The 21,638-nt window shown below is 37.2% G+C and carries 18 protein-coding genes; 15 read left to right on the forward strand and 3 right to left on the reverse strand.

What is annotated here, in order from left to right; translation table 11 throughout:
* Nucleotides 1-142: 142 nt before the first annotated feature.
* The 8 genes from ACSYSR_RS05835 (at nucleotide 143) to ACSYSR_RS05870 (ending at nucleotide 11,346) form a co-directional block, all read left to right on the forward strand.
* Entirely contained in the window at nucleotides 143-1,042 is a 900-nt protein-coding gene (locus tag ACSYSR_RS05835; protein ID WP_489815827.1) for a glycosyltransferase family 2 protein, read from the forward strand.
* Between the two features lie 16 nt (nucleotides 1,043-1,058).
* Nucleotides 1,059-1,997, forward strand: coding sequence for a glycosyltransferase family 2 protein (locus tag ACSYSR_RS05840; RefSeq protein ID WP_489815826.1), 939 nt, complete (start codon nucleotides 1,059-1,061; stop codon nucleotides 1,995-1,997).
* Nucleotides 1,990-3,873 (forward strand): DUF6020 family protein, encoded by a 1,884-nt coding sequence (locus tag ACSYSR_RS05845; protein WP_489815825.1) that lies wholly within the window; start codon nucleotides 1,990-1,992, stop codon nucleotides 3,871-3,873. Before ACSYSR_RS05840 ends, ACSYSR_RS05845 begins: the two co-directional genes overlap by 8 nt.
* A 1,240-nt stretch (nucleotides 3,874-5,113) precedes the next feature.
* The gene (locus tag ACSYSR_RS05850; protein WP_489815824.1) at nucleotides 5,114-6,058 is read left to right on the forward strand and encodes an acyltransferase family protein; all 945 of its coding nucleotides are present in this window, start codon (nucleotides 5,114-5,116) and stop codon (nucleotides 6,056-6,058) included.
* A 168-nt stretch (nucleotides 6,059-6,226) separates the two neighbouring features.
* Entirely contained in the window at nucleotides 6,227-6,670 is a 444-nt protein-coding gene (locus ACSYSR_RS05855) for a GtrA family protein (RefSeq protein ID WP_489815823.1), read from the forward strand.
* Between the two features lie 188 nt (nucleotides 6,671-6,858).
* A complete protein-coding gene (locus ACSYSR_RS05860) occupies nucleotides 6,859-7,584 on the forward strand; it encodes a hypothetical protein (protein WP_489815822.1) in 726 nt (241 codons plus the stop codon).
* Nucleotides 7,585-7,748: 164 nt separating this feature from the next.
* On the forward strand, nucleotides 7,749-9,449 hold the full coding sequence (locus ACSYSR_RS05865; RefSeq protein WP_489815821.1) for a DUF6020 family protein: 1,701 nt from the start codon (nucleotides 7,749-7,751) through the stop codon (nucleotides 9,447-9,449).
* 469 nt (nucleotides 9,450-9,918) lie between these two features.
* Nucleotides 9,919-11,346 carry a glycoside hydrolase family 68 protein gene (locus ACSYSR_RS05870; RefSeq protein ID WP_489815820.1) on the forward strand — a complete coding sequence of 476 codons (1,428 nt, stop codon included), beginning with the start codon at nucleotides 9,919-9,921 and terminating at the stop codon, nucleotides 11,344-11,346.
* Nucleotides 11,347-11,468: 122 nt separating this feature from the next.
* Here ACSYSR_RS05870 and ACSYSR_RS05875 read toward each other — a convergent pair whose 3' ends face one another.
* On the reverse strand, nucleotides 11,469-12,959 hold the full coding sequence (locus ACSYSR_RS05875; protein WP_489815819.1) for a DNA/RNA helicase domain-containing protein: 1,491 nt from the start codon (nucleotides 12,957-12,959) through the stop codon (nucleotides 11,469-11,471).
* Nucleotides 12,960-13,195: 236 nt separating this feature from the next.
* On the opposite strand from ACSYSR_RS05875, the gene ACSYSR_RS05880 reads away from it, so the two are divergent.
* Entirely contained in the window at nucleotides 13,196-14,119 is a 924-nt protein-coding gene (locus ACSYSR_RS05880; RefSeq protein WP_489815818.1) for an aldo/keto reductase, read from the forward strand.
* A 141-nt stretch (nucleotides 14,120-14,260) separates the two neighbouring features.
* Here the strand turns inward: ACSYSR_RS05880 and rpsT are convergent, their stop codons facing one another.
* Nucleotides 14,261-14,512: a 30S ribosomal protein S20 gene (gene rpsT, locus ACSYSR_RS05885; protein WP_047974211.1), complete on the reverse strand. Its 252-nt coding sequence runs from the start codon at nucleotides 14,510-14,512 to the stop codon at nucleotides 14,261-14,263.
* Nucleotides 14,513-14,558: 46 nt separating this feature from the next.
* Nucleotides 14,559-14,828, reverse strand: coding sequence for a 30S ribosomal protein S15 (gene rpsO / locus ACSYSR_RS05890; RefSeq protein WP_047974261.1), 270 nt, complete (start codon nucleotides 14,826-14,828; stop codon nucleotides 14,559-14,561).
* Nucleotides 14,829-15,126: 298 nt separating this feature from the next.
* On the opposite strand from rpsO, the gene gatC reads away from it, so the two are divergent.
* From gatC to ACSYSR_RS05920, 6 genes are all read left to right on the forward strand, one after another.
* The gene (gatC, locus tag ACSYSR_RS05895) at nucleotides 15,127-15,435 is read left to right on the forward strand and encodes an Asp-tRNA(Asn)/Glu-tRNA(Gln) amidotransferase subunit GatC (protein WP_489815817.1); all 309 of its coding nucleotides are present in this window, start codon (nucleotides 15,127-15,129) and stop codon (nucleotides 15,433-15,435) included.
* Entirely contained in the window at nucleotides 15,435-16,898 is a 1,464-nt protein-coding gene (gatA, locus tag ACSYSR_RS05900; protein WP_489815816.1) for an Asp-tRNA(Asn)/Glu-tRNA(Gln) amidotransferase subunit GatA, read from the forward strand. The genes gatC and gatA overlap by 1 nt, the downstream gene beginning before the upstream one ends.
* A gap of 11 nt (nucleotides 16,899-16,909) precedes the next feature.
* Nucleotides 16,910-18,361 (forward strand): Asp-tRNA(Asn)/Glu-tRNA(Gln) amidotransferase subunit GatB, encoded by a 1,452-nt coding sequence (gene gatB / locus ACSYSR_RS05905; RefSeq protein WP_489815815.1) that lies wholly within the window; start codon nucleotides 16,910-16,912, stop codon nucleotides 18,359-18,361.
* A gap of 153 nt (nucleotides 18,362-18,514) precedes the next feature.
* A complete protein-coding gene (locus ACSYSR_RS05910) occupies nucleotides 18,515-19,579 on the forward strand; it encodes a diacylglycerol kinase family lipid kinase (protein WP_489815814.1) in 1,065 nt (354 codons plus the stop codon).
* Between the two features lie 2 nt (nucleotides 19,580-19,581).
* Entirely contained in the window at nucleotides 19,582-20,967 is a 1,386-nt protein-coding gene (gene rlmD / locus ACSYSR_RS05915) for a 23S rRNA (uracil(1939)-C(5))-methyltransferase RlmD (protein ID WP_489815813.1), read from the forward strand.
* 69 nt (nucleotides 20,968-21,036) lie between these two features.
* Nucleotides 21,037-21,633: a GNAT family N-acetyltransferase gene (locus ACSYSR_RS05920; protein WP_489815812.1), complete on the forward strand. Its 597-nt coding sequence runs from the start codon at nucleotides 21,037-21,039 to the stop codon at nucleotides 21,631-21,633.
* Nucleotides 21,634-21,638: the final 5 nt, after the last annotated feature.

Here is a 21,638-nt window from a genome sequence, read left to right on the forward strand (position 1 = left end):
GCCTGTTTGAATTTTGTTAAAATAATCGATGGGAAATTAGATTCAAGGTAAGTTTTAATTTTGATAAAATGAATTATAGTAATACAAAGCGATAAAGGGCTATGATATAATTCTGGATGGACTAAATTAATAAGGATAAATTATGACACAAAAAGTTTCAGCGGTCGTTGTTACCTACAATCGGCTTGCTTTGTTAAAGGAAGTTATTCAAAGCTTACAAGAGCAAACTGTTCCAGTAAGTCACATTATTATTGTTGATAATGCGAGTGAAAACGAAACGAAAGAATATTTGGAATCACTTGGTAATCAGATTGATTATGTCCGTCTCGAGGAAAATCTTGGGGGAGCAGGAGGCTTTAATCGAGGCATCCGATACTTCATGGAAAACACAGATGACGATTTTGTGTGGGTAATGGATGATGACACAGTGACCCATTCAGATACATTACAGAATTTACTATCATTTGCTGAACAAGAACCTAATTTTGGTTTCTTAGCATCAGATGTTCGTTGGATTGATGGTCACCGAGCAAAAATGAATCAACCCGCTCCGATGAATCGATTAAAAGTTATTCCAGAGGATCAGACTGAGCCTATTCGCTTACAAAATGCAACGTTTGTTTCATTATTGGTACGTCGTGAGATTGTGGCTCAAATTGGTTTACCAATTACCGATTTCTTTATTTGGGGCGACGATATTGAATACACTGAACGTGCCGGACGAGTGGCTCCTGGTTATTTTGTTCCATCCGCAAAGGTTACCCATAAGATGGGGGCAAACGTTGGTTCTAGTCTTTTAAATGATGGGCCCGAACGAACACCGCGTTATTTTTATTCATATCGCAATAAAGGATACTATATTCGTAAGCGAGATTGGTATCGAAAGAATCGCGCTCGTCTTCGTACGTTGGCTGAATACTGGCAAATTAAACTTTCGAAAACTGACCGGAAAGCTGAAAAGCTTGCAGTAATGAAAAAGGGAATGAAGGCAGGAAAGAGTTTTAATCCGACTATCGAATTTGCGAACAACGATGAGGTTTAGAGAGGGTACTAAAGATATGGATAAGCTAGCTATTTTAATTCCTGCATACAATGAAGAACAAACGATTGAAAAGGTTGTTCGTGATGTAAAAACTGCTATTAATGATATTGAAGGATCAGTCGTTTATGTATATGACAACAACTCAAAAGATGAGACCGCAAGCATTGCTAAAAAAGCTGGGGCAGTAGTTCGGCATGAGTATGCTCAAGGTAAGGGCGCTGTTATTCGACGAATGTTTCGTGAAATTAATGCTGAGGCATATATAATGATTGATGCTGATGATACATATCCTGTTGAAGCAATTCCTGAAATGTATCAAAAGGTTGTTGAAAGAAATGTTGATATGGTTGTAGGCGATCGATTATCATCAACCTATTTTGAAGAAAATAAACGTCCCTTTCATAATGTAGGTAACAGTTTAGTTAAGGGACTGATTAATTCCCTTTTTAAAACTAGTATTAGTGATATTTTGACAGGATATCGAGCTTTTTCTTATCGTTTTGTAAAAACTTTTCCAGTGTTATCGAAAGGGTTTGAAATTGAAACAGAGATGTCAATACATGCGACAGAGTATGGCATGCTCGTTGAGAATCAGGTAATTGAATATCGTGATAGGCCTGAGGGATCTGAGTCCAAGTTAAATACTTATGGCGATGGTTTGCGGGTTATTAAGACTGTGATCAATCTTTATCGTGGTTACCATCCTTTCGCTTTCTATTCTATCTTTTCATTAATTTTTTTCCTTATATCAATGATATTATTTGTTTGGCGAGTCTTAGTTCCTTATTTTGAGACACAAACTGTTGCTAATTTTCCGTCGTTAATTGTTTCGATGATATTAGTGGTCTTATCATTTATAACGTTCTTTTCAGGTTCTATTCTTGACTCTATTCAAACAAGTAATAGACGAAATTTCGAACTAAATTTGATTAATACAGAAAATAAAAATGACTAGTATGAAGAGTAAAGCTATAAATTATATTTTTCTATTTTTTAGTTATTTAGCGTTGGGAGTAGGATACTCCAAAACCGCGGGCAATAATTTTTTGGAAAATATTAATAATCGTTTTTTGGTAAGTCCTGAAAGTAGTTTACTATCTGCTTTTATTTTATTTTGTTTATTTTGGTTTACCAAAAAAAATAATGTATTTGTAAGAAAATTTTGGCCTTTTTGGTGTTTTGGTATTGTTGTCGCTGTTATCTATGTTTTAACCCAATCTTTTTCGATAAATGAAAGTGCTAATCTTGCTGGAAAGCTTAATGTATTAATTACCACCATTGCTATAGTGGGTTTTACATATGTATTTACTTCTTTGGGTGTGTATGTAAGTAACTTATTAGGCAGTTTAAAAATTAAGCAATGGCATGTTAAATACTGGCATATTGTTTCAATACTATTAATTGTTTGGATAATACAAATTTTTCCTTTATTTCCTGGGGTGGTTTCCTGGGATGGGTATCGACAATTTTTAGAATTTTTTCATACTCATATATCATCTTTAAACTTTACCTATTATCCAACTAATCATCATCCATGGGCATCAACACTCGTGTTAGGTATGATTTTTTCATTTGGAAAATTTTTAGGTGGAACGAATTTTGGTTTATTCTCAATAGTCATAGTGCAATTATTTGCGTCTTCTTTAATCTATGCAAAAATAATTCAATTTATTGGAGAAAAATGGGGAAAGGTACCAAGCATAGTAGCATCGGTATTTTACGCTTCTCCGTTTGTGGCTTTTTGGCAGGTAACTATCGAAAAAACCCCATTATTTTTGGCATTTACAGCATGGTTTGTGTTGTGTTTTGTTAAAATTTTATTATCTGATGTAAAAAAAGAAGTTAGTAATTTGTTAATTATTAATTTAATTATTTCTGCTATTCTTATGTCTATGTTCAGAAATGACGGTGCATATGTTGTTATTCTGTCATTACTTGTTTTATTTATTTTGAAAATTATACAGAATAAAACAGTTAGTTATAAATATTTTGCTATTTTATGTACCTTTTTGCTTGTTTATGTTGGTTGGAATAAAATTGCTTTACCGATGATGAATGTTATTCCCGGTTCTACCGGAGAAACGATCACTATGCCAATGAGGCAACTTTCTGAGGTGGTCATTAATGATCCTGATTCTTTGAGTAAAAAAGATTTGAAAATTGTTAATAGAATAACACCAATCAAAGAAATATCATCACATTTTAACGTTAATGATGCCGATGATTTAAAGTCTCTATATCCTGTGGATTCTTTTTTGCGTAGTTCGTACGAAATCAAACAAATACAGGATGGTCAACTCAAAAGGGAAGCTACACCAAGAATTAAGAGCGACACAAGCCAATACTTAAAAATTTGGTTTATACAGTTTTTCAAGCATCCCAAAAAGTATATAAATGTATTTCTTACTGGCAATAGTCAGTTTTTGAATCCAATTTCAGACTCAGATTCTGGTTCTCGTGGAATTATGTATAGTAATGATTACATGAAAAATAATACTTTTTTACAGCCAGAATGGTATCATCAAGTTCATTATTGGTTTTCTGATAATGCTCGGAAAAATATTTCTTGGCCAAACGTTATTTTTAAGTTGCCAATTATCAGAACTATATTACAGCCTGGTTTTGTCCTGTGGTTAATTTTATTTAGCTTTTCATACTTTATCTATAAGAGAAGTTATTTAGTGGTTATCTGCCTTCCAGTAGGCTTGTTAGCATTTGTTGCATTATTATCACCCGTGAATGGTTATGAACGCTATATGCTTCCTGCAATGTTTGTTGCTCCTTTATTATTGACTGTATTAGTTAATGTTTCTTTAAAAAAAATAGAGTAAATCTAGGTAGTTAGTAAATAAATATTAAGTAATGAGTATATTAAGTGGTTCAAAATACATTAACATCATTTGAAAAATATTGTTGAATTGTTTATATTTTTGTGCTGGCACAGCCAAAATTGTTTTCTCAGCCGTAATTGACTTTTTATTTTGAGTATTTTTTTATTCGAAATCGATTTTGCTATATATCAAATCGTTGTTTTTAACCATGTTATTTGCATATTTGATTAACTGAGTTTGTTTTTTCATTTATTTGCTGGTGTTGGACTTTCAAGTCTTACTTCGGCAAATTTTGTATTTTAATGTAGGCTGAATTGTTAGTAAAGTGTTTGGTAGATTCTAATTTTTGGTGTGCATCAACTACGTCAGATTGTTTTTATTTGGACTAGTGTTTAAATCATCTTTGTGATTGTGTTAGATTATTTTGTAAGTAAGTTTTAACTTTTCAAAGAACTAGCAGAAATAATAAAGATAAGATTCATGAGTAGTTAATTCAAAGGGCCTAAAATGTTTAGGCCCTTTTTAGTTAACCAATTTTAAAATGAGAGAGTAACCAAGTATGATGAACAACTCAAGATTAAATAGTCTTAAACTAAATGTTTTTGTGGGCGAATAATTTTAACTTGTTTTTTAATCCAATTTTACGTTGCTTAATCAGTGTAGTGCAGGTCTAAAAAAGAATTGTATGTTTAAAAGTATTGTAGCTCATCATCGATTATTGAAATGAAAAATAATGGTTCAACGTCATTTTCTGCAATAAAGCAATGAGATCGTTTAAAGTATCGACGGTGCTGAAGTTATTAAGGTGGTAAAATTAAATAGTTAAATTATTTTTTCTTGTTGTTTTGTTTTATTTATTAGTACTGTAAGGAATGCTTCTGTCTTTTGTTTTAAATTTTTATTTTGTAAATTAATGATAAAATAGGATGTTGACCGAAAGTGATATAAGAAAAAATCTAATTAACATGTCAGATATAAATATTATTTCTAAACTATGCTTAATTTAAGAAAGAGTTTTTAAATTAGAATTGGATAGGTAATAAAATTATTGACATGTATTACAAGTAGTAATAATTAGTTAACATTGGATATTTATTATTTTTTTATACTATTGTTAAAATGATGAAGATAATTAATATGAAAATTTGAGATTAAGAACCATTAAAATTTCATTTAAAATGAGTAGTTAATTTTATGATATATTATTAGAATGGATTTAGTATCTTTGGGAGTATAAAGCATGACAAAAAGAATTGAATGGATTGATGTCGCCAAAGCTATCGGTATTGTACTGGTTGTTTATGGACATGTGATTTTAGGACTGCATGATAGCGGTATTTGGGGAGCTAGTCAAAATTATGATTGGCAGCACTCAATTATTTATAGTACTCATATGCCATTATTTTTCTTTTTGAGTGGTATTTTTGCGGTTCGTTGGGTTGAACGTCCCGCCAAAAAAGCAATTGGTCAGAAAGTACGTACCTTGATTGTTCCTTACTTTATCTGGGGCTTTGTTCAAGCCGCTGTCATGCAGGTCTTTTCGAAAAGTACCAATAATGGTCAGGGGATTGGAAATGCATTACAGCTTCCATGGATGCCATACGCACAATTTTGGTTTCTTTATGATCTCTTTTGGATGTTTCTTGTCTACTATTTGATTATCCATGTGTTTCATTGGCCATTCTTTTCATTATTAATTTTTTCGTTCTTATTTTTTGGAATTTCGCCTTTTTTGAACTTTTGGGAGTTTTGGCGAATCGGTTATTATTTTGTGTTTTTCTTAATAGGAACAAAAGTGCTTAGCTTAGGATACTATTTGGATAAAATGAATCCAATTGTTGATTTTATTTTATTTATTTTGTTACAGGTGGCTTATTTTGAGTTAGATTTATCAAAGTTTTGGCATAATGTATTTTCTTTTTTTGTGGCTATGATTGGTATCTTTGTTATTATTCATCTTGCTAAATATGTTAATCATTGGTCTGTAGATTATATTGGTCAAAACTCAATGGTTATTTATGTTTTACATATTATGTTTACTGCAGGAAGTCGAATTTTTCTAGCAAAAGCTGGTTTGGATAATCTCTATTTACAAGGGATAGTTGGACTTCTCTTTGGAATTTTGGGTCCTTTGGTAGTTTACCAAGTAATTCGTAAAATGAAGTTTGATCAATACTTGTTTTAAAATTGTTTGTTTTAGTAATCATTAACTGTTGGCCAGAGTATTTCAACTGATAATTAGATGTTTTTTGAATCATGGATGAAAATTAACAGATTAAATGAAAAACTGATTGTTTTCGCTGTAACCATCATGTATGCTACCTAATGTATCTGAATTTGATTGAGGAGTATCATGGAAAAAATAATTGATTTTTATAAAAAGTACGAAGAGACTGTTTTGTATCTCTTTTTTGGCGGAGCGACCTTTGTTGTTTCTGTTGTAACTTATGCACTCTTTTCCGCAGTATTGCATTGGACTTATACTTTGGCTTATGTGGTTTCTTGGTTTTTGGCAGTATTTTTTGCCTACGTAACAAATCGGATTTGGGTCTTTAAATCAGAAGTACGCAATAAAGCAGGATTATTTCGTGAAATTTGGCAATTCTACTTAGCACGAATTGTTACTGGTGTGATTGGTTGGTTGATTCTGATGTTTGGTGTTAATCTGTTACATCAGAATGATCTCATTTGGAATGGCATTCAAAATATCTTTGTCATTATCTCGAATTATGTTTTAAGTAAGCTTTACATTTTCAAAGAAGTAGAAGAAGTAATTGAAGATAAAATTAATAAATAGTTTGGAAAAAGAGCCTGTAATTGCAGACTTTTTTTTTCTTTAATTTAAAAGTGAAAAAATATTTTTTAAGATAGTCAAATAAACATTGACCGATAGTAACAATCGCTATATACTCAATACATCAGTTACATTTATGTTGCAATGCGATTAAAGTGTAGGAGATAATACGCATTTAAGGAGTCTGCAAGATGTTTAGAAAGAAAAAAATCTTGCTAACAATGACAGCGGTGACTGTCGTTTTAACACTTGGGGCCACTACTTTTATTGTTAATGCTGTTACAAACCCAACTAATCAACAACTTGGATTTATAACTAAAAAGAAAAGCAGTTCGGCCCAGTCTTCTAGCCAAAAAAGTGTCGCTTCCACTAATCAAAAGACCCAATCAGCTACTACCAGTGGTAACCAGCAAAGTGCTGCAACTAGTGCTAGTACCGGAAACCAGGAGGCTAATGCTAGTTTGAGTGAGAACTCCAATACGAAATCAGCATCATCTGCTCTCAATTCAACCTCAGCATTAAGCAACACGCTTACTCAGGATGATTTTCGTTCTAGTGATGATTTAGCTTATCGGATGATCGCTCTCTATGGCTTGGCTCATGGCGATGATCAATGGCAAAAATTAAGTTTGATGCAGTCAAAAGGAATTGTTTTGACGCAAGTTGCTAATCAGTCGAACCCAACTTTTATTGCTAAGGCTGTTGGTGGTGCTGATAATGATGGTGCTTATTATAAGTATTTAATGAACGATACTAGTTCATCAAGTCAAAACGCGACAAAGCCGATGTCCTTTAGTCAAAATAATACCACCAATTATCGAGCATCAATTACTGATGTTTTGAATTATGCAAATCAGGTTGGCGGTCGGCTGGCAATTCAAAAGTTGCATTTTCAGTTAATTGAGAATACAAATTAAAAGAGCCCTTAGGGCTCTTTTTAATTTATACTTTTTTTCTATATGATATGTTAGAATAAATATGCTGTAGTTTAGAAAATTGTTATTACTATAAAATTGTATTTTTAATAATTACTATTAAATGTTTAGCTTTTAATATAAAAATATTTTGATAAGGAAAAGTCATGATAAAAAAATACCTAAAATTATCTTCGAAAATAATTGGAATGATAATAATAATTTTTTTAGCGATAACAACTTCGTTCGGGCAATACTTTAGAAGGTTTGGCTACAATTACGCAGCTAATCAAGATGGTTTAGAACAAAAAATATGGTTGATTAGCGCCTTTTTATTGTCATTGCTATTAATTTTATTTTTTTGCATATTAGTAAGGACTGAATTTGTTTTACCACGCATGCGATTAACATTAGTTAATGGTCTCTTCGAGAGACCATTTTTAATGGCAATTATCCTCTTTTTATTTTGGAGTATTATCGTTTTTTTGGTATTTCCAGGATTGTGGAATTGGGATTTTAATAATCAGGTATCTGAGTTACTTGGCAGTAATAAGAATTTTGTTCATTCAGATATATATCCGATTGCTCACTATTTGTATACAAGTAAAGCAACAGAGTTAACGAATCAACATGGTCTTATCTTAACTTTGTTTTATGATTCCATTGTATACTTATCTGTGCAAATTTTTGGAACAACTTTTCAGGGGATTTTTGTATTATCATTTGGACAATTTTTGCTCGGAACTTTTTCAATTGTGTATGCTTTAAGATACTTTACTCGAAAATCTTCAGGCTTAACTAGATTGACTGTTTTTTTAATTATAGCAGTAAACCCGTATTTTCCTGTTTACCTGAGTCAACTTACGAAAACACCATTGTTTGCTATTTATTTTTTGATATTTTTAACTATATACGCTCAACTATACGAAGGTTTTGTAATATCAAGAAAAAAATATGTTTTACTGTTCTTAACAACTTTAGGCATGCTTATTGCTGTTAAATTTGCATTTGTACTCTTAGTTTTGTCGGTTAGTGCTTTTAGTATTCTTCTTAGAAAAAACTGGCATTTTTTTCTTTTATCTACTGGTTCGGCAATTTTAATTTTTAAAATTCTTATGATTTTAATCAGTATGTCTAGCTATGTTAAACCGGATGATAATATTGAAGCGAAAGCAATTCAAATTCAACAAGTTGCCCTATATGTTAAAACATATCCGAATGAGATAAATGAGTTAGATAGAAAAAATTTAAGTAATATTTTTATTCTTAGTAGTTTTCAAAAAAATTATTCTCCAAGAGATTCAGACCCAATTAAGTCTACTGGTTCAATGGATCCAAAAGGGTCTTATTTATATACAACGGTTACTGAATCAGATTGGGAAAAATTTGATGGTATTTGGTACCGAATGCTGATAAAGCATCCTAAATTGTTTCTTTATGCCTTTTTTGCTAAAACGTTTGGTTATTTTGATGTGTTAGATCAGCCTCGAAGGGATGTTGCAAATACTGATCACTTTGCGTTTGAGGTTGGTAATCCGAAAAAATATTCTTATAAGGTAAGTGATGAAGAAAAGAGCAATTTAAGTCTATTAAAAAAGATTCTTAGTTTTTATGATAGTATGCCAGTTTTTTCGTTATTTTCCAGGCCTAACTTTTGGATTGTTGTAGTTCTTATATTAATTAGCAGTAAATTAATTTTTACAGGTGATTTTAGGTTTATATTATTGTTTGCGCCTTTTTTGCTTCTAACTTGCGTACTTATTGCCACACCTGTAAATAATTTAGATAGATACGGTTCTCCGTTTCTTTTAATAATGCCTATAATTATTCCGTGGTTGAAGAATATCAAAGCTACAGAGGTGAAATGATTTTATAATTTTTATTAGAGTACAGTTTAAATCTTATTCTTCGCGTGTTGATTAATTGGGTTTTTATTTTGAAAATATTTTTTCATCTTGCTGGTTTCTCGTATGAAAATTGATTCGGCTTGTCACTATAGTTTATTTTAGATTAAACTATAGTGACTAATTATCGTTAACTGGTTGATATGAACAATCGTTAATTAAACATAAACAAGTACTAGAGTTTTTAATCTATAAAAAGTTTTTCCATGGTGAATTAATTTTTGTTATCTAATAACGAACTAGACTATTTTTAATTTTTGATAAATAGCTGTTGTGCTAATTTTACCAAGGACCCTGATGAATGGAATGAGTAATAATGACTAACAGAAAAAAAGTGTTAATTTGGCTAAGTTTTGGACTCCTAATAATTGTTATTGTGTTGGCCATCTTTAGCCATTTTCAAAATAAAAATGAATCTATAAAAGCGACGAGTTTGAATAATAAAATCGGTCAAGTGGCTCACTACACGCGAGCTGAAATGAATAAGATTCCAGAATTATTATCAAATAAACAGTATTTAGCCCCCACAATCGATCATAAATCCTTGAAACAAGAGATTCCGGGTGCCAAGGTTTATGATGAAGCAACCGGTAAAATGGTGAGGATGGATGTTTGGGATTCTTGGCCGGTAACGAATCCTGACGGTACGGTAGCTGATTTTCACGGATATCGACTAGTTGTTGGTTTAACGGCTAAGAATGGCCGTTATTCGGGAGCACCCACGAAGATGGGATTGTTCTTGCAGAAAAACAATGCTAAACAGGATGACCTGAGTACGTGGCACTTTGTTGGTTACGTCTTTAACTCAAAAACTGAGGGGGTTGCTGACAAAGATTACGACAAGTATTTACAGAATTCCGTTGGTGAATGGTCTGGATCAACCGTTTTGATGAAAACCAAGGACAATACTCTCCGTTTTTTTTATGCGAATGCATATGAAGAAAATGGTATATCAGCTCAGGTTTTAACAACTGCTCAAATTACGGTAAACCCAAAAGATAGCAAAAATTGGTCGTCAGGGTTGACCATTGACCATACAAAGGCAACTGATCGAAAAACAGTCTTTTCGGGTGATGGTAAAATTTATCAAACCGCTGACCAGGGCGAAGGAAAGGGAAAGTATTTTAGTGACGATATCACGTTGCGCGATCCACACTTTGTTCAAGACGGCGACAAGTACTATCTTGCATTTGAAGGCAATACCGGACCCGAGTATAACTATCAAGGCGCCAATAATTTTACTAACCAAGCGTATTATGGAAAATCAGCTTTCTTTAAGAGTGATTCAGCACGCTTACTCTCCAATAAGAATACAGCAGAATATGAGAAAACTTATTTTGCTAATGGTGCCATTGGAAAGATCGAATTGAATAAAGACTTTTCTGTTAAAAAGGTGATGCAACCAATGGTGACCGGAAATGCAACCAACGATGAATTAGAGCGAATTAACCTCTTTAAGCACAATGGGCGTTGGTACGTTTTCACATCGACTTGGGGCTTCCATATGGCAACGGATAATGAAACTATCACGAAAAATTCTTACTTGTTAGGATTTAGCTCCAAAGATGGTATTAATGGAACTTACAGGCCACTGAACTCAAATGGTTTAGTGATTGCCGGCCAAGGTGAGGGTACGAACCCCAAAAGCTTTACGTATTCTTATCTAGTCATTCCAAATGGCAACGATAAAAGTAATCGCTTTGTTGTAACTTCGTTTGAGAAAAATAGCACCTTCGCACCAAGTTATTTGTTGAATATTAATGAAAATAAAACTTCAATGATTACTAACAAAACTTTGGGTCAAGGTGTTTTGACCGATAATGGTAAATATTTTAGTGCTAGTCCGCAGAAGTTAAAATAAAGATGCAGACTGAACCAGCTGCCGATAGCGAATCGGTGACTTTTTTTGTTTAATTCAAATAACGAAATATTTAGGTTTATATGGAATTAATAATATTTTTTAAAAATGTCATTTTACTTAATTTATTTTAAGAGTTCTAGCGCTCTTTCCATAAGTTCAATGTTATTAACAATGATAAGCTTTAATTTTTTTCTTGTTCTTGTTATATTTTGGAATAATGATTGACTAGTCATATAGTGTGTGCCACTGCTTTCCAATTTTCCTCTTGAATTGTAGTATAGATTGGATCCGATAAGGGTAGCAACATTATTAAATTCTTGTCCGATGACTGTGAACGCATTGTTATGAAAGGTATTGTATTGTGTATATTGATCACGACTATACGCAATAGATCCTGGCAGAACTAGTACTTCAAATTCTTGATCTTTCTCTAGTTGCGCCATGAATTCTTTTGCATCATTATCATCATGAAAGAAATCTATAGAAATATTGCCTTTTTCAATTGGATGGTTAGTATCAGTTTTGTAATTTTTATCCATTAACCCCTTAATGAATTCTGCAAGAGAAGCATTTGAACGAATTTTGTTTTTTAGGGTAATATGCTGTATATCTTCTTTTTCAGAAAGATCCGCTATTAATTTTAATCCATATTCTTTAAAACTAAGGGTTTGCTTAGGATCACCGAAAAAGAAGATTTTAGTATTAATTTCATTTATAAATTTGTTAACTGACTCTTTTGAGAGTCGTTGCATTTCGTCTACAAAGATTATTACATCATCATTAATTTCTGATTTAAATAGAGATTCAAGTGAATTAATTCCAATGATATTAAACCCTTTATTGATTAACAAGTTATGTCCGGCGTTTAATTTGCCACAATGAACAATGTAAACTTTTTTTTCGTTATTAATGTAATCTGAAGCTAAATCATAAAGTAAAAGGGTCTTACCAGTACCAGCATTACCAGTTAAAATGATTGTTTTCTGATTGGATGTTTTTAATTCACTTTTTTTTGCTTGCTGAGAAGGGGTTAATAAATAGTCATGATTAAGGAAACGTTCTGTATCATTGAAAGGCGATACTAAATAATGTGAGGGTTCAAAAAGTGATTCAACTTGTTTATTATCATTGTTTGGGGTATTTAAATAATTGATTATTTTTGTATCTTGAGACACGTCTTTTAATTGATTGTTATCTAATAGTTGATAAAGTTTATTGGTTTCCGCATTGTATATGTAATAAAACTGTTTATCTATGCCTGATTTAGAAAGATAAAAGCGGTTTTTAATTAATTGTTCGCACATTTCGGTTGTTGATTTGTTTCCTGATTTTAGTTCAATATTTAGTATGAAATCCTTTGTGATTTTAATGATATCAAATTCTTTGTTAATCCCAGGAATTGTAAAATCTAAATAAAGACTATCGGTTTTAACATACAAGTTGTTATTTGAATTGTTAGTTAGGTTTTCAAGAAACGATACAAAACTTTCAATAGTTTTTGGTTCTTTAGCTTTTAGCTGTATACCTAGGTATTGTTCAAAATTTTTTGCTGATTGTTTGTTTATTTGATGAAGCGAAACAATCGTTTTTAAATTTGTTTTAATAATAGTCATTTTTTTCTCCCTTAATTGCAACTTACATTAATCTTATTTTAATATGATTTGGAATTAAAACAAGTATGTTATAAAAAGAGATGCTTTTATGCTTATATTCTAAATAAAATTTTAGAATATGTAATGTTATTGTTTATTATAATAATTCCTTTGTTATTCTGATTGCACTTAGTTTACAATATGTATGAACGATTTTTTAAAACAACAAAAGTAACCGATTCAGGAGGAAGAAACGCATGGCAAAAGAAGTGACAATTGGCAAGACTGATGTGAAGACCACTAAGCTTGGTTTGGGGACTAACAAAGTCGGCGGTCACAACCTTTTTCCTGGTTTGAAGGATGAAGACGGCTATGCCTTGGTCAAAGAAGCCCTGGACGCAGGGGTCGTCTTGATTGATACTGCCTATATGTATGGGGAAGGCCGGTCTGAAGAAATTATTGGTGATGTTATTCAAGACTACGACCGGTCAAAGATTGTGATTGCGACCAAGGGGGCTCAGGATGCCAGCAACGGTAATAAGCCTAACAACAGTCCAGCATTTTTGAAGCAAGCCGTTGAGGACTCCTTGAAGCGTTTGAAGACCGATTATATCGATATCTTCTACATCCACTTTCCAGATGAAGCAACGCCAAAAGACGAGGCCGTTGCGGCATTGAACGAATTGAAGGAAGCCGGTAAGATTCGGGCAATTGGGGTGTCAAACTTTAGCCTTGAGCAGATTAAAGAGGCCAATAAGAATAACCAGGTTGATATTGTCGAAGATCACTACAGCTTGGTTTACCGTGGGGCCGAAAAGGATGAGTGGGCTTACTTAAAGGAAAATCAGATTTCCTTTGTTCCATATTTTCCATTGGCATCTGGCCTTTTGACGGGTAAGTACACGAGGGATGACTACACCAAGTTTGAAAAGCAATACAGCCAGGACCAATTTACTACTATTTTGTCTGCCTTGGACAAAGTTAAGACGATTGCCGCTGGCCATGGCGTAACTGTGGCCCAAACAATCCTGGCTTGGTACATTAAAAACCCTGCCATTGGGGCCGTGATTCCTGGTGCGCGCAATGCTGATCAGGTCAAGGCAAACGTTCAGGCGTTGGCTGTTGACTTGACGCAAGCTGAATATGAACAAATTGATCAGGCATTTGCAGCTTTTAAGTAATTGCGATTGGAAAGTAGTGGGCTGTCTTTAGTTGTCAAAGTCATGGTTGGCAGTTTTTAACTGGCGAATCAACAATTAGCTCAACAAAAAAATCCCCCAACTCAATTGAGTTGGGGGATTTCGTTTATCAATTTTAATTGATTACTTTACGTACTTAGCCAAACGTGACTTTTGACGTGAAGCCTTGTTCTTCTTAATCAATCCCTTTGATTGGGCGTGATCGATAGCTGATGATACTTGCTTGTACATTTCAGCAGTATCAGCAGATCCGGCCTTGGCAGCCTTCAAGAAGCGCTTAACGGCAGTGCGGTAAGCTGACTTTTGTGGTTCGTTACGATCGTGCTGCTTAGCACTCAAACGAACTCGTTGAATTGATGATTCAATAATTGGCATATGTCCGTCTCCTTAAATTTGATTCTGGTTATTTGTAAGCAAAAGCTTATCGACGCAAACCTAAGCGCTTGATCAATTCACGGTAACGCGTAACGTCAGTACCACGGAGGTAACGGAGCAAGTTACGACGGCGACCGATCTTCTTCAAAAGACCACGTTGTGAATGAAAATCATGCTTGTGCGTTTCCATGTGACCGTTCAATTCGTTGATGTCAGCAGTTAAAACTGCAACTTGAACTTCCACTGAACCAGTATCGCCTTCATGGCGGGCATATTCCTTCATGATTTCGTTCTTACGTTCTTGTGTAAGGGCCATAATCATTTCCACCTTTCTTAAATGTCTCCAAGTGCTGAGAGAAACGACGGTGAGACGTCAATCTAAGGACTTGGACAGTTGTTTTGACAACATGACTAATTATACGGGTTTTTCAAAAAAAATCAAGGATGCTTGACATGCAAGCAAAAATCAGCTTTGTCATTTTCTTAATTGGCAAGCATTCTGCCATTTAGCAGGGGCAACTAAGGGCTTTTATGGTAGAATAGAACAGTAATTACATCAGAAAGGATAGCCTTGAAAAAGACGGAAAAATCCACTTTTTCAGGCAGGTGACCCCATGGCAACATCAATTTCAAAAGAAGAAGTCGCTCACGTTGCAGACTTGGCCAAACTGAGTTTTTCCGACCAGGAACTTGAGCACTTTACTGGACAACTCCAGGAAATCGTGGCAATGTGCGAGAAGATGGCAGAGGTGGATACAACCAATGTCGAACCAACTTTTTCAGTAACACCGAATGTGAACCATTTACGAGAAGATGTTGCGGATAATTGGCATGAAAAGAAGGCCTTGTTGGCCCAAGCACCAGAAGAGGCAGCCGACTTAATTAAGGTACCCGCTATTTTAAACGGGGAGGATGAAGCATAATGACTTTTAATTATTTTGACAAGACCTTAGCCGACTTGAATGCTGATTTGAAAGCTGGCAAAATCACGGCCGAAGAATTGACCAAGGAAACTTTGGCAAACATCCAAGCAACTGATGAAGACTTGCAGGCTTTCGTCCGGATGCACGCAGACGAAGCTTTAGCTAAGGCTCGTGCCGTTGATGAAAAGGGTGATTTTTCAAATCTCTTGGCTGGTATTCCGATGGCCATCAAGGACAATATTGCCACTAATGGTTTGGAAACAACGGGGGCTTCCCACATTTTGTCAGGGTTTAAGCCAGTTTATGATGCAACGGTGACAACCAAGTTGAATGATGCTGGTGCAGTCATCGTTGGTAAGGCCAACATGGACGAATTTGCCATGGGTGGGTCAACTGAAACTTCTTACTACAAGAAAACGAAGAACGCCTGGGACCACACCAAGGTTCCAGGTGGTTCCTCTGGTGGATCGGCTGCTGCTGTTGCCGCTGGTCAGGTTCCTTATGCCCTTGGTTCTGATACCGGTGGATCAATCCGCCAGCCAGCCGCCTTTAATGGTTTGGTGGGGATGAAGCCCACATATGGTCGAGTATCACGTTTTGGTCTTTTCGCCATGGCCTCCTCTTTGGACCAAATTGGTCCATTGACCCGAACCGTTAAGGACAACGCCTTCGTTTTGAATGCCATTTCTGGTTTTGACAAAAAAGATTCCACTTCTGTTGATTTGGAAGTACCTGATTTTGCTGAAAAGATTGGTCAAGATATCAAGGGCATGAAGATTGCCGTGCCGGAAGAATACTTCCAAGAAGGAATTTCAGTTGAAGTTGCCACACAAATTAAGGCTGCCATTGCTCAATTAGAAGCCCTGGGGGCAACTGTTGATACGGTTTCATTACCACACACACAATATGGGGTTGCTGCTTACTACATCTTGATGTCATCAGAAGCTTCGTCAAACTTGCAGCGTTACGATGGTATCCGTTACGGGTTCCGTGCACCAGACGCTAAGTCACTGGAAGAAGTTTATAAGAACACCCGAACTGCAGGTTTCGGAGATGAAGTCAAGCGCCGGATTATGTTGGGAACATACTCGCTTTCAGCTGGCGCTTACGATGCCTTCTTCAAGAAGGCTGCTCAAATTCGGACATTGATTATCGAAGACTTTAACCAGGTCTTTGCTGACTATGATTTGATTGTTGGTCCAACGACACCAACCCAACCTTATGGCATTGGTGAAGAAATCGGTGACCCAAAGACCATGTACTTGGGCGATGTTTTGACGATTCCAGTGAACTTGGCTGGTTTGCCAGGATTGTCAATCAATGCTGGCTTTAATGGTGGCATGCCAGTCGGCTTGCAATTGATTGGAAAGCCATTTGATGAAGCAACTCTTTACCAAGTTGCTTATGCCTTTGAACAAGTAAACCACTTCTATGACCAACATCCGGTTGTAGCAGGGGAATAAGGAGGAGACAAATGGCAAACGAAAACTTTGAAACAACAATTGGACTTGAAGTCCACGTTGAAATGCAAACGAAATCCAAGCTCTTGTCACCTTCGCCCGTCCACTATGGGGATGCACCGAATGAAAATACCAACGTGATTGATTGGGGTTATCCCGGGGTTTTGCCAGTTGCAAACAAGGGTGCGATTGAATACGGGATGCGGGTGGCCATGGCCTTGCATGCCGAAATTACAGAAGAGATTCGTTGGGACCGGAAAAACTACGTTTATCCGGATAACCCAAAGTCATACCAGACAACTCAAACGCGAACACCGTTAGGCCGTCATGGTTATTTAGACGTTAACATGCCTGATGGTAGCGTGAAGCGAATTGGGATTGAAGAACTCCACGTCGAAGAAGATGCTGGAAAGAATACGCACGGTACTGATGGCTATTCTTACGTTGATTTGAACCGGCAGGGAACACCATTGGTTGAAATCGTGTCGAAGCCTGATTTGTCTTCGCCAGAAGAAGCCTACGCTTATCTGGAACAATTACGCCGAGTGATCTTGTTTACAGGTGTTTCTGAAGCCAAGATGCAAGAAGGACAGATGCGAGCTGACGTTAACGTTTCATTGCGTCCACGAGGATCAAAGACCTATGGAACGCGAGTGGAAATGAAGAACATTAACTCATTCCACTATGTTCAATCTGCTTTGGAATTTGAAGAACGCCGTCAGGCACAGGTTATTCGTTCTGGTGGCAAGGTTCGCCAGGAAACTCGTCGTTACGATGAGCCAACCAAGTCAACGCTTTTGATGCGGGTCAAGGAGGTGGCGGATGATTACCGTTACTTCCCAGAACCTGATTTGTCACCGATTCATATTGATCAAGCTTGGATTGACCGTGTTCAAGCTGAACTGCCAAAGTCAGCTGGCGACCGGCAAGTGTCCTATGTCCAAGACCTTGGTTTGGAACAATACGATGCCGAAGTTTTGACACAAACGTTGGCAATGGCGAACTTCTTTGACGCCACTGTCAATGCTGGGGCCGAATCAAAATCAGCTGCAAAGCGCGTTGCCAACTACTTAATCGGTGACGTGAACGCCTACTTGAACAAGAACCAGATTGAATTGCAGGATACTGATTTGACACCTGAAAACTTGGCTGGCATGGTGAGGTTGATTGAAGACGGTACCATTTCAACTAAGCAAGCCAAGAAGGTCTTTGAGGCCATTATGGAAGGGAAAGAACCAGAAGCCTACGCGAAGGCGGAAGGTTTGGTTCAGATTTCGGACCCAGCCGTTTTGACACCAATGATCAATGAAGTCTTGGATGACAACCCACAGTCAATCGAAGACTTTAAGGGTGGTAAGGACCGGGCAACAGGTTTCTTGATTGGCCAATTGATGAAGAAGTCCAAGGGCCAGGCTAACCCTGGTGTCTTGAATAAACTTTTGTTAGCCGAATTGAACAAGCGCTAACCAATAATCAAGCAGTAATTGTCGGTTGACCGAAGTAGTTGGTCAGGTTACTGTCATAAAAGCACCGCTTTGCGGGCTTTTGTACATATACTTTAGGAGGAAGTCGAGGCTTTACTGATTTGAGGAATGGTCGGGAAGCTTCGCAGGTGAGCCATGAAACGAGCACGAATTATTTATAACCCCAGTTCGGGTCGGGAAACAGCGAAACGCGAAATGCTAGACATTATCCGGGTGTATGAAGAGGCGGGGTACGAAACATCGACCTATGCGACTACTCCAGAACCTTTTTCAGCCCAAAAGGAAGCGACTCGAGCCGCCTTTGAGGGCTTTGATCTGATTGTGGCTGCTGGTGGAGACGGCACAATTAACGAAGTTGTTAATGGGATTGCGCCTTTGAAGCGTCGGCCGAAAATGGCAATCATTCCCGCCGGCACAACCAATGATTACGCCCGCGCCCTGAAGGTTTCCCGTGATGATCCATTGGAAGCTGCCAAGGTAATTTTGAAGGGGCAGACGATTAAAATGGACATTGGTCGAATTTCGACTCGCGGTGGCTTAGTGGAAGCGGACGGGCAGATTTTGGCCCCAGCTGATGCCCGCTACTTCATGAACATTGCTGCTTTAGGTACGCTTTCGGAAGTGACCTATGCCGTACCATCCGTGATGAAGTCACTTTATGGCTACTTGGCCTATCTTGTTAAGGGAGCTGAGTTATTGACCCGGTTGGAACCGGTTCAGGCCAAGGTGGTTTATGATGATGGCGAGTATGATGGCGATATTTCGATGATTTTCTTGGCCCTAACGAATTCGGTTGGTGGCTTTGAATCCATCGTGCCCGATGCTAAATTAGATGACGGTCAGTTTACGTTACTGATTGTAAAGGCCGCTAACTTGTGGCAGATTACGCAGTTGGCTGCTCAAGTTTTGAATGGTTCTCACGTGAATAATCCACAGTTAATTTATAAAAAAACGTCAAAGGTTGAAATCACACCGCTATCAGATGACCATCCAATCAAGGTCAACCTTGATGGCGAGTATGGTGGGGATGCCCCAATGACTTTTGAAAACTTAAAACAACATATTGAATTCGTTGCAGATTTGTCAGCGATTGATGTTGATGCAACGAACGCCAAGATTCAAGAAGAGTTCGTCGAGCAGGTCGAAGCTCTTGAGGCGACCCAGCACGAACCTAAAGCAAATGAGAAGGAAAAGAACTAAGCATGGCTAAAGCCAACCGCACAATTAAACAGGCCGCTCCAATTCATAAAAATGAAGTCATCACTGCTTCGGTGACCGATTTAACCTATCAAGGTCTGGGCGTAGCGAAAGTGGATGGGTTTCCGCTCTTTGTAACCAATGCGCTGCCAGGTGAAAAGGCCGACATTTTGGTGACAAAGGTCCTAAAAAATTACGGTTTTGCCCGTGTACAACGGTTGTTGAAAAAATCAGCGGACCGAGTGGAGTTGACAGATCAGTTGGCCTTAACGACAGGGATTGCGCCATTAGCCAACTTAGCTTATCCGGCTCAGTTGGCTTGGAAAAAGTCTCAGGTACAGCAATTATTTAAAAAGGCCCGACTTGACGTGGAAGTGGCCGATACAATTGGGATGGCCGATCCAACCCATTATCGTAATAAGGCACAAGTACCGGCCAGAATGCTGAATGGTCGTCTAGAAACCGGTTTTTTCCGTCGTGGGTCGCATAAGTTGATTCCGACCGATTCCTTTTACATTCAAGATCCCGCCGTGGATGAAGCTATTCGTGTGACCCGGGATGTCTTACAAGAGTTTGGTATTTCTGCTTACGACGAAGAAGAGGACCGTGGTGTCATCCGTCACGTCATGGCTCGCATTGGAAAAGCGACTGGTGAATTAATGGTCGTTTTGGTGACGAAAACCAAGAAGTTACCAGAAGCTGGGGCAATTGTAGCCGCACTAAAGGCTCGTTTACCAAAGCTTAAATCGGTCATTCAAAATGTCAATCAGTCCCAAACAAACGTGATTATGGGTTATCAAAATCAGGTATTGTGGGGAAAGCCAGCCATTGAAGATATTTTGCTGGGCAAGAAATACCTGATTGGCCCTAATTCTTTCTATCAGGTTAATCCCGAAACAACCGCTAAGCTTTACCAATTGGCCAAGGAAAAGGCCGAATTGAAAAAGACGGATACCGTGATTGATGCCTATTGTGGTATCGGGACAATTGCGTTGACGGTGGCCAACGATGTTTCTGAGGTCTACGGAGTCGAATTAGTCGAAGCGGCCATCGATGATGCCAAAGAAAACGCCCGCATTAACCAAGTTGCCAATAGTCATTTTGTTGCGGCTGATGCGCCAAGTCAGATGCTCCAGTGGGCTGAAGAGGGCCTAAAGGCGGATGTTGTCTTTGTTGATCCGCCGCGGAAAGGCTTAACAACTGATTTTATTGAGGCCGTTAGTACAATCAGCCCAAAGCGCCTGGTGTATGTTTCATGTAATCCGGCGACAATGGTGCGTGATCTTAAGGAGTTGGTAGATCATGGTTATGCCCTTGAGGGTCCTATCCAACCGGTCGACCAGTTCCCACAAACAACTCATGTTGAAGCAGTGGCAGTGCTGACAAAATAAGCCTAGTTGTCAGTTTGACAGGTAGGCTTTTCTTGTTTCGAATAACTTTTAGGATGAGGTATCACTCTTATGGCAACAGATCAAATTATTTTTCGTCCAGCAACAGCGGCTGATGCGGCCGAATTATTAGCTATTTATGCACCCTACATTCGTGAAACGGCGATTACCTTTGAGTACGAGGTGCCCACGGTTGCTGAATTTCAAGCACGCATTGAAAAGACGTTGAAGACACACCCATACATCGTGGCCGTTTTAGATGGCGTGATTTTGGGCTATGCTTATACAAGTCCGATGGGCTCTCGTCAAGCCTATGCCTGGTCGGTTGAAACCTCCATTTATATTCGCCAGGATGAGCGCCATCATGGTTTGGGTAAGCGCCTTTACAAAATGATTGAGCAAATTTCGCGTGATCAAAACATTATCAATGTCAATGCCTGCATTGCGGTGCCAAAAATCGATGATGAACATTTGACAACAAATAGTCGTGATTTTCATGAGCATTTGGGTTACCGCTACGTTGGCGCCTTTGACCGGATTGGCTATAAGTTTGATACTTGGTATGACTTAGTTTGGATGCAAAAGGCGGTTGTGGATTATCCGGTTGAGCCCAAGCCAGTGGTCAGCTTTGCTGATTTATTAAAAGAGGGTTATCAACTTACCGAATAAAAAAG

It is taken from the genome of Fructobacillus sp. ESL1096, assembly GCF_058511985.1.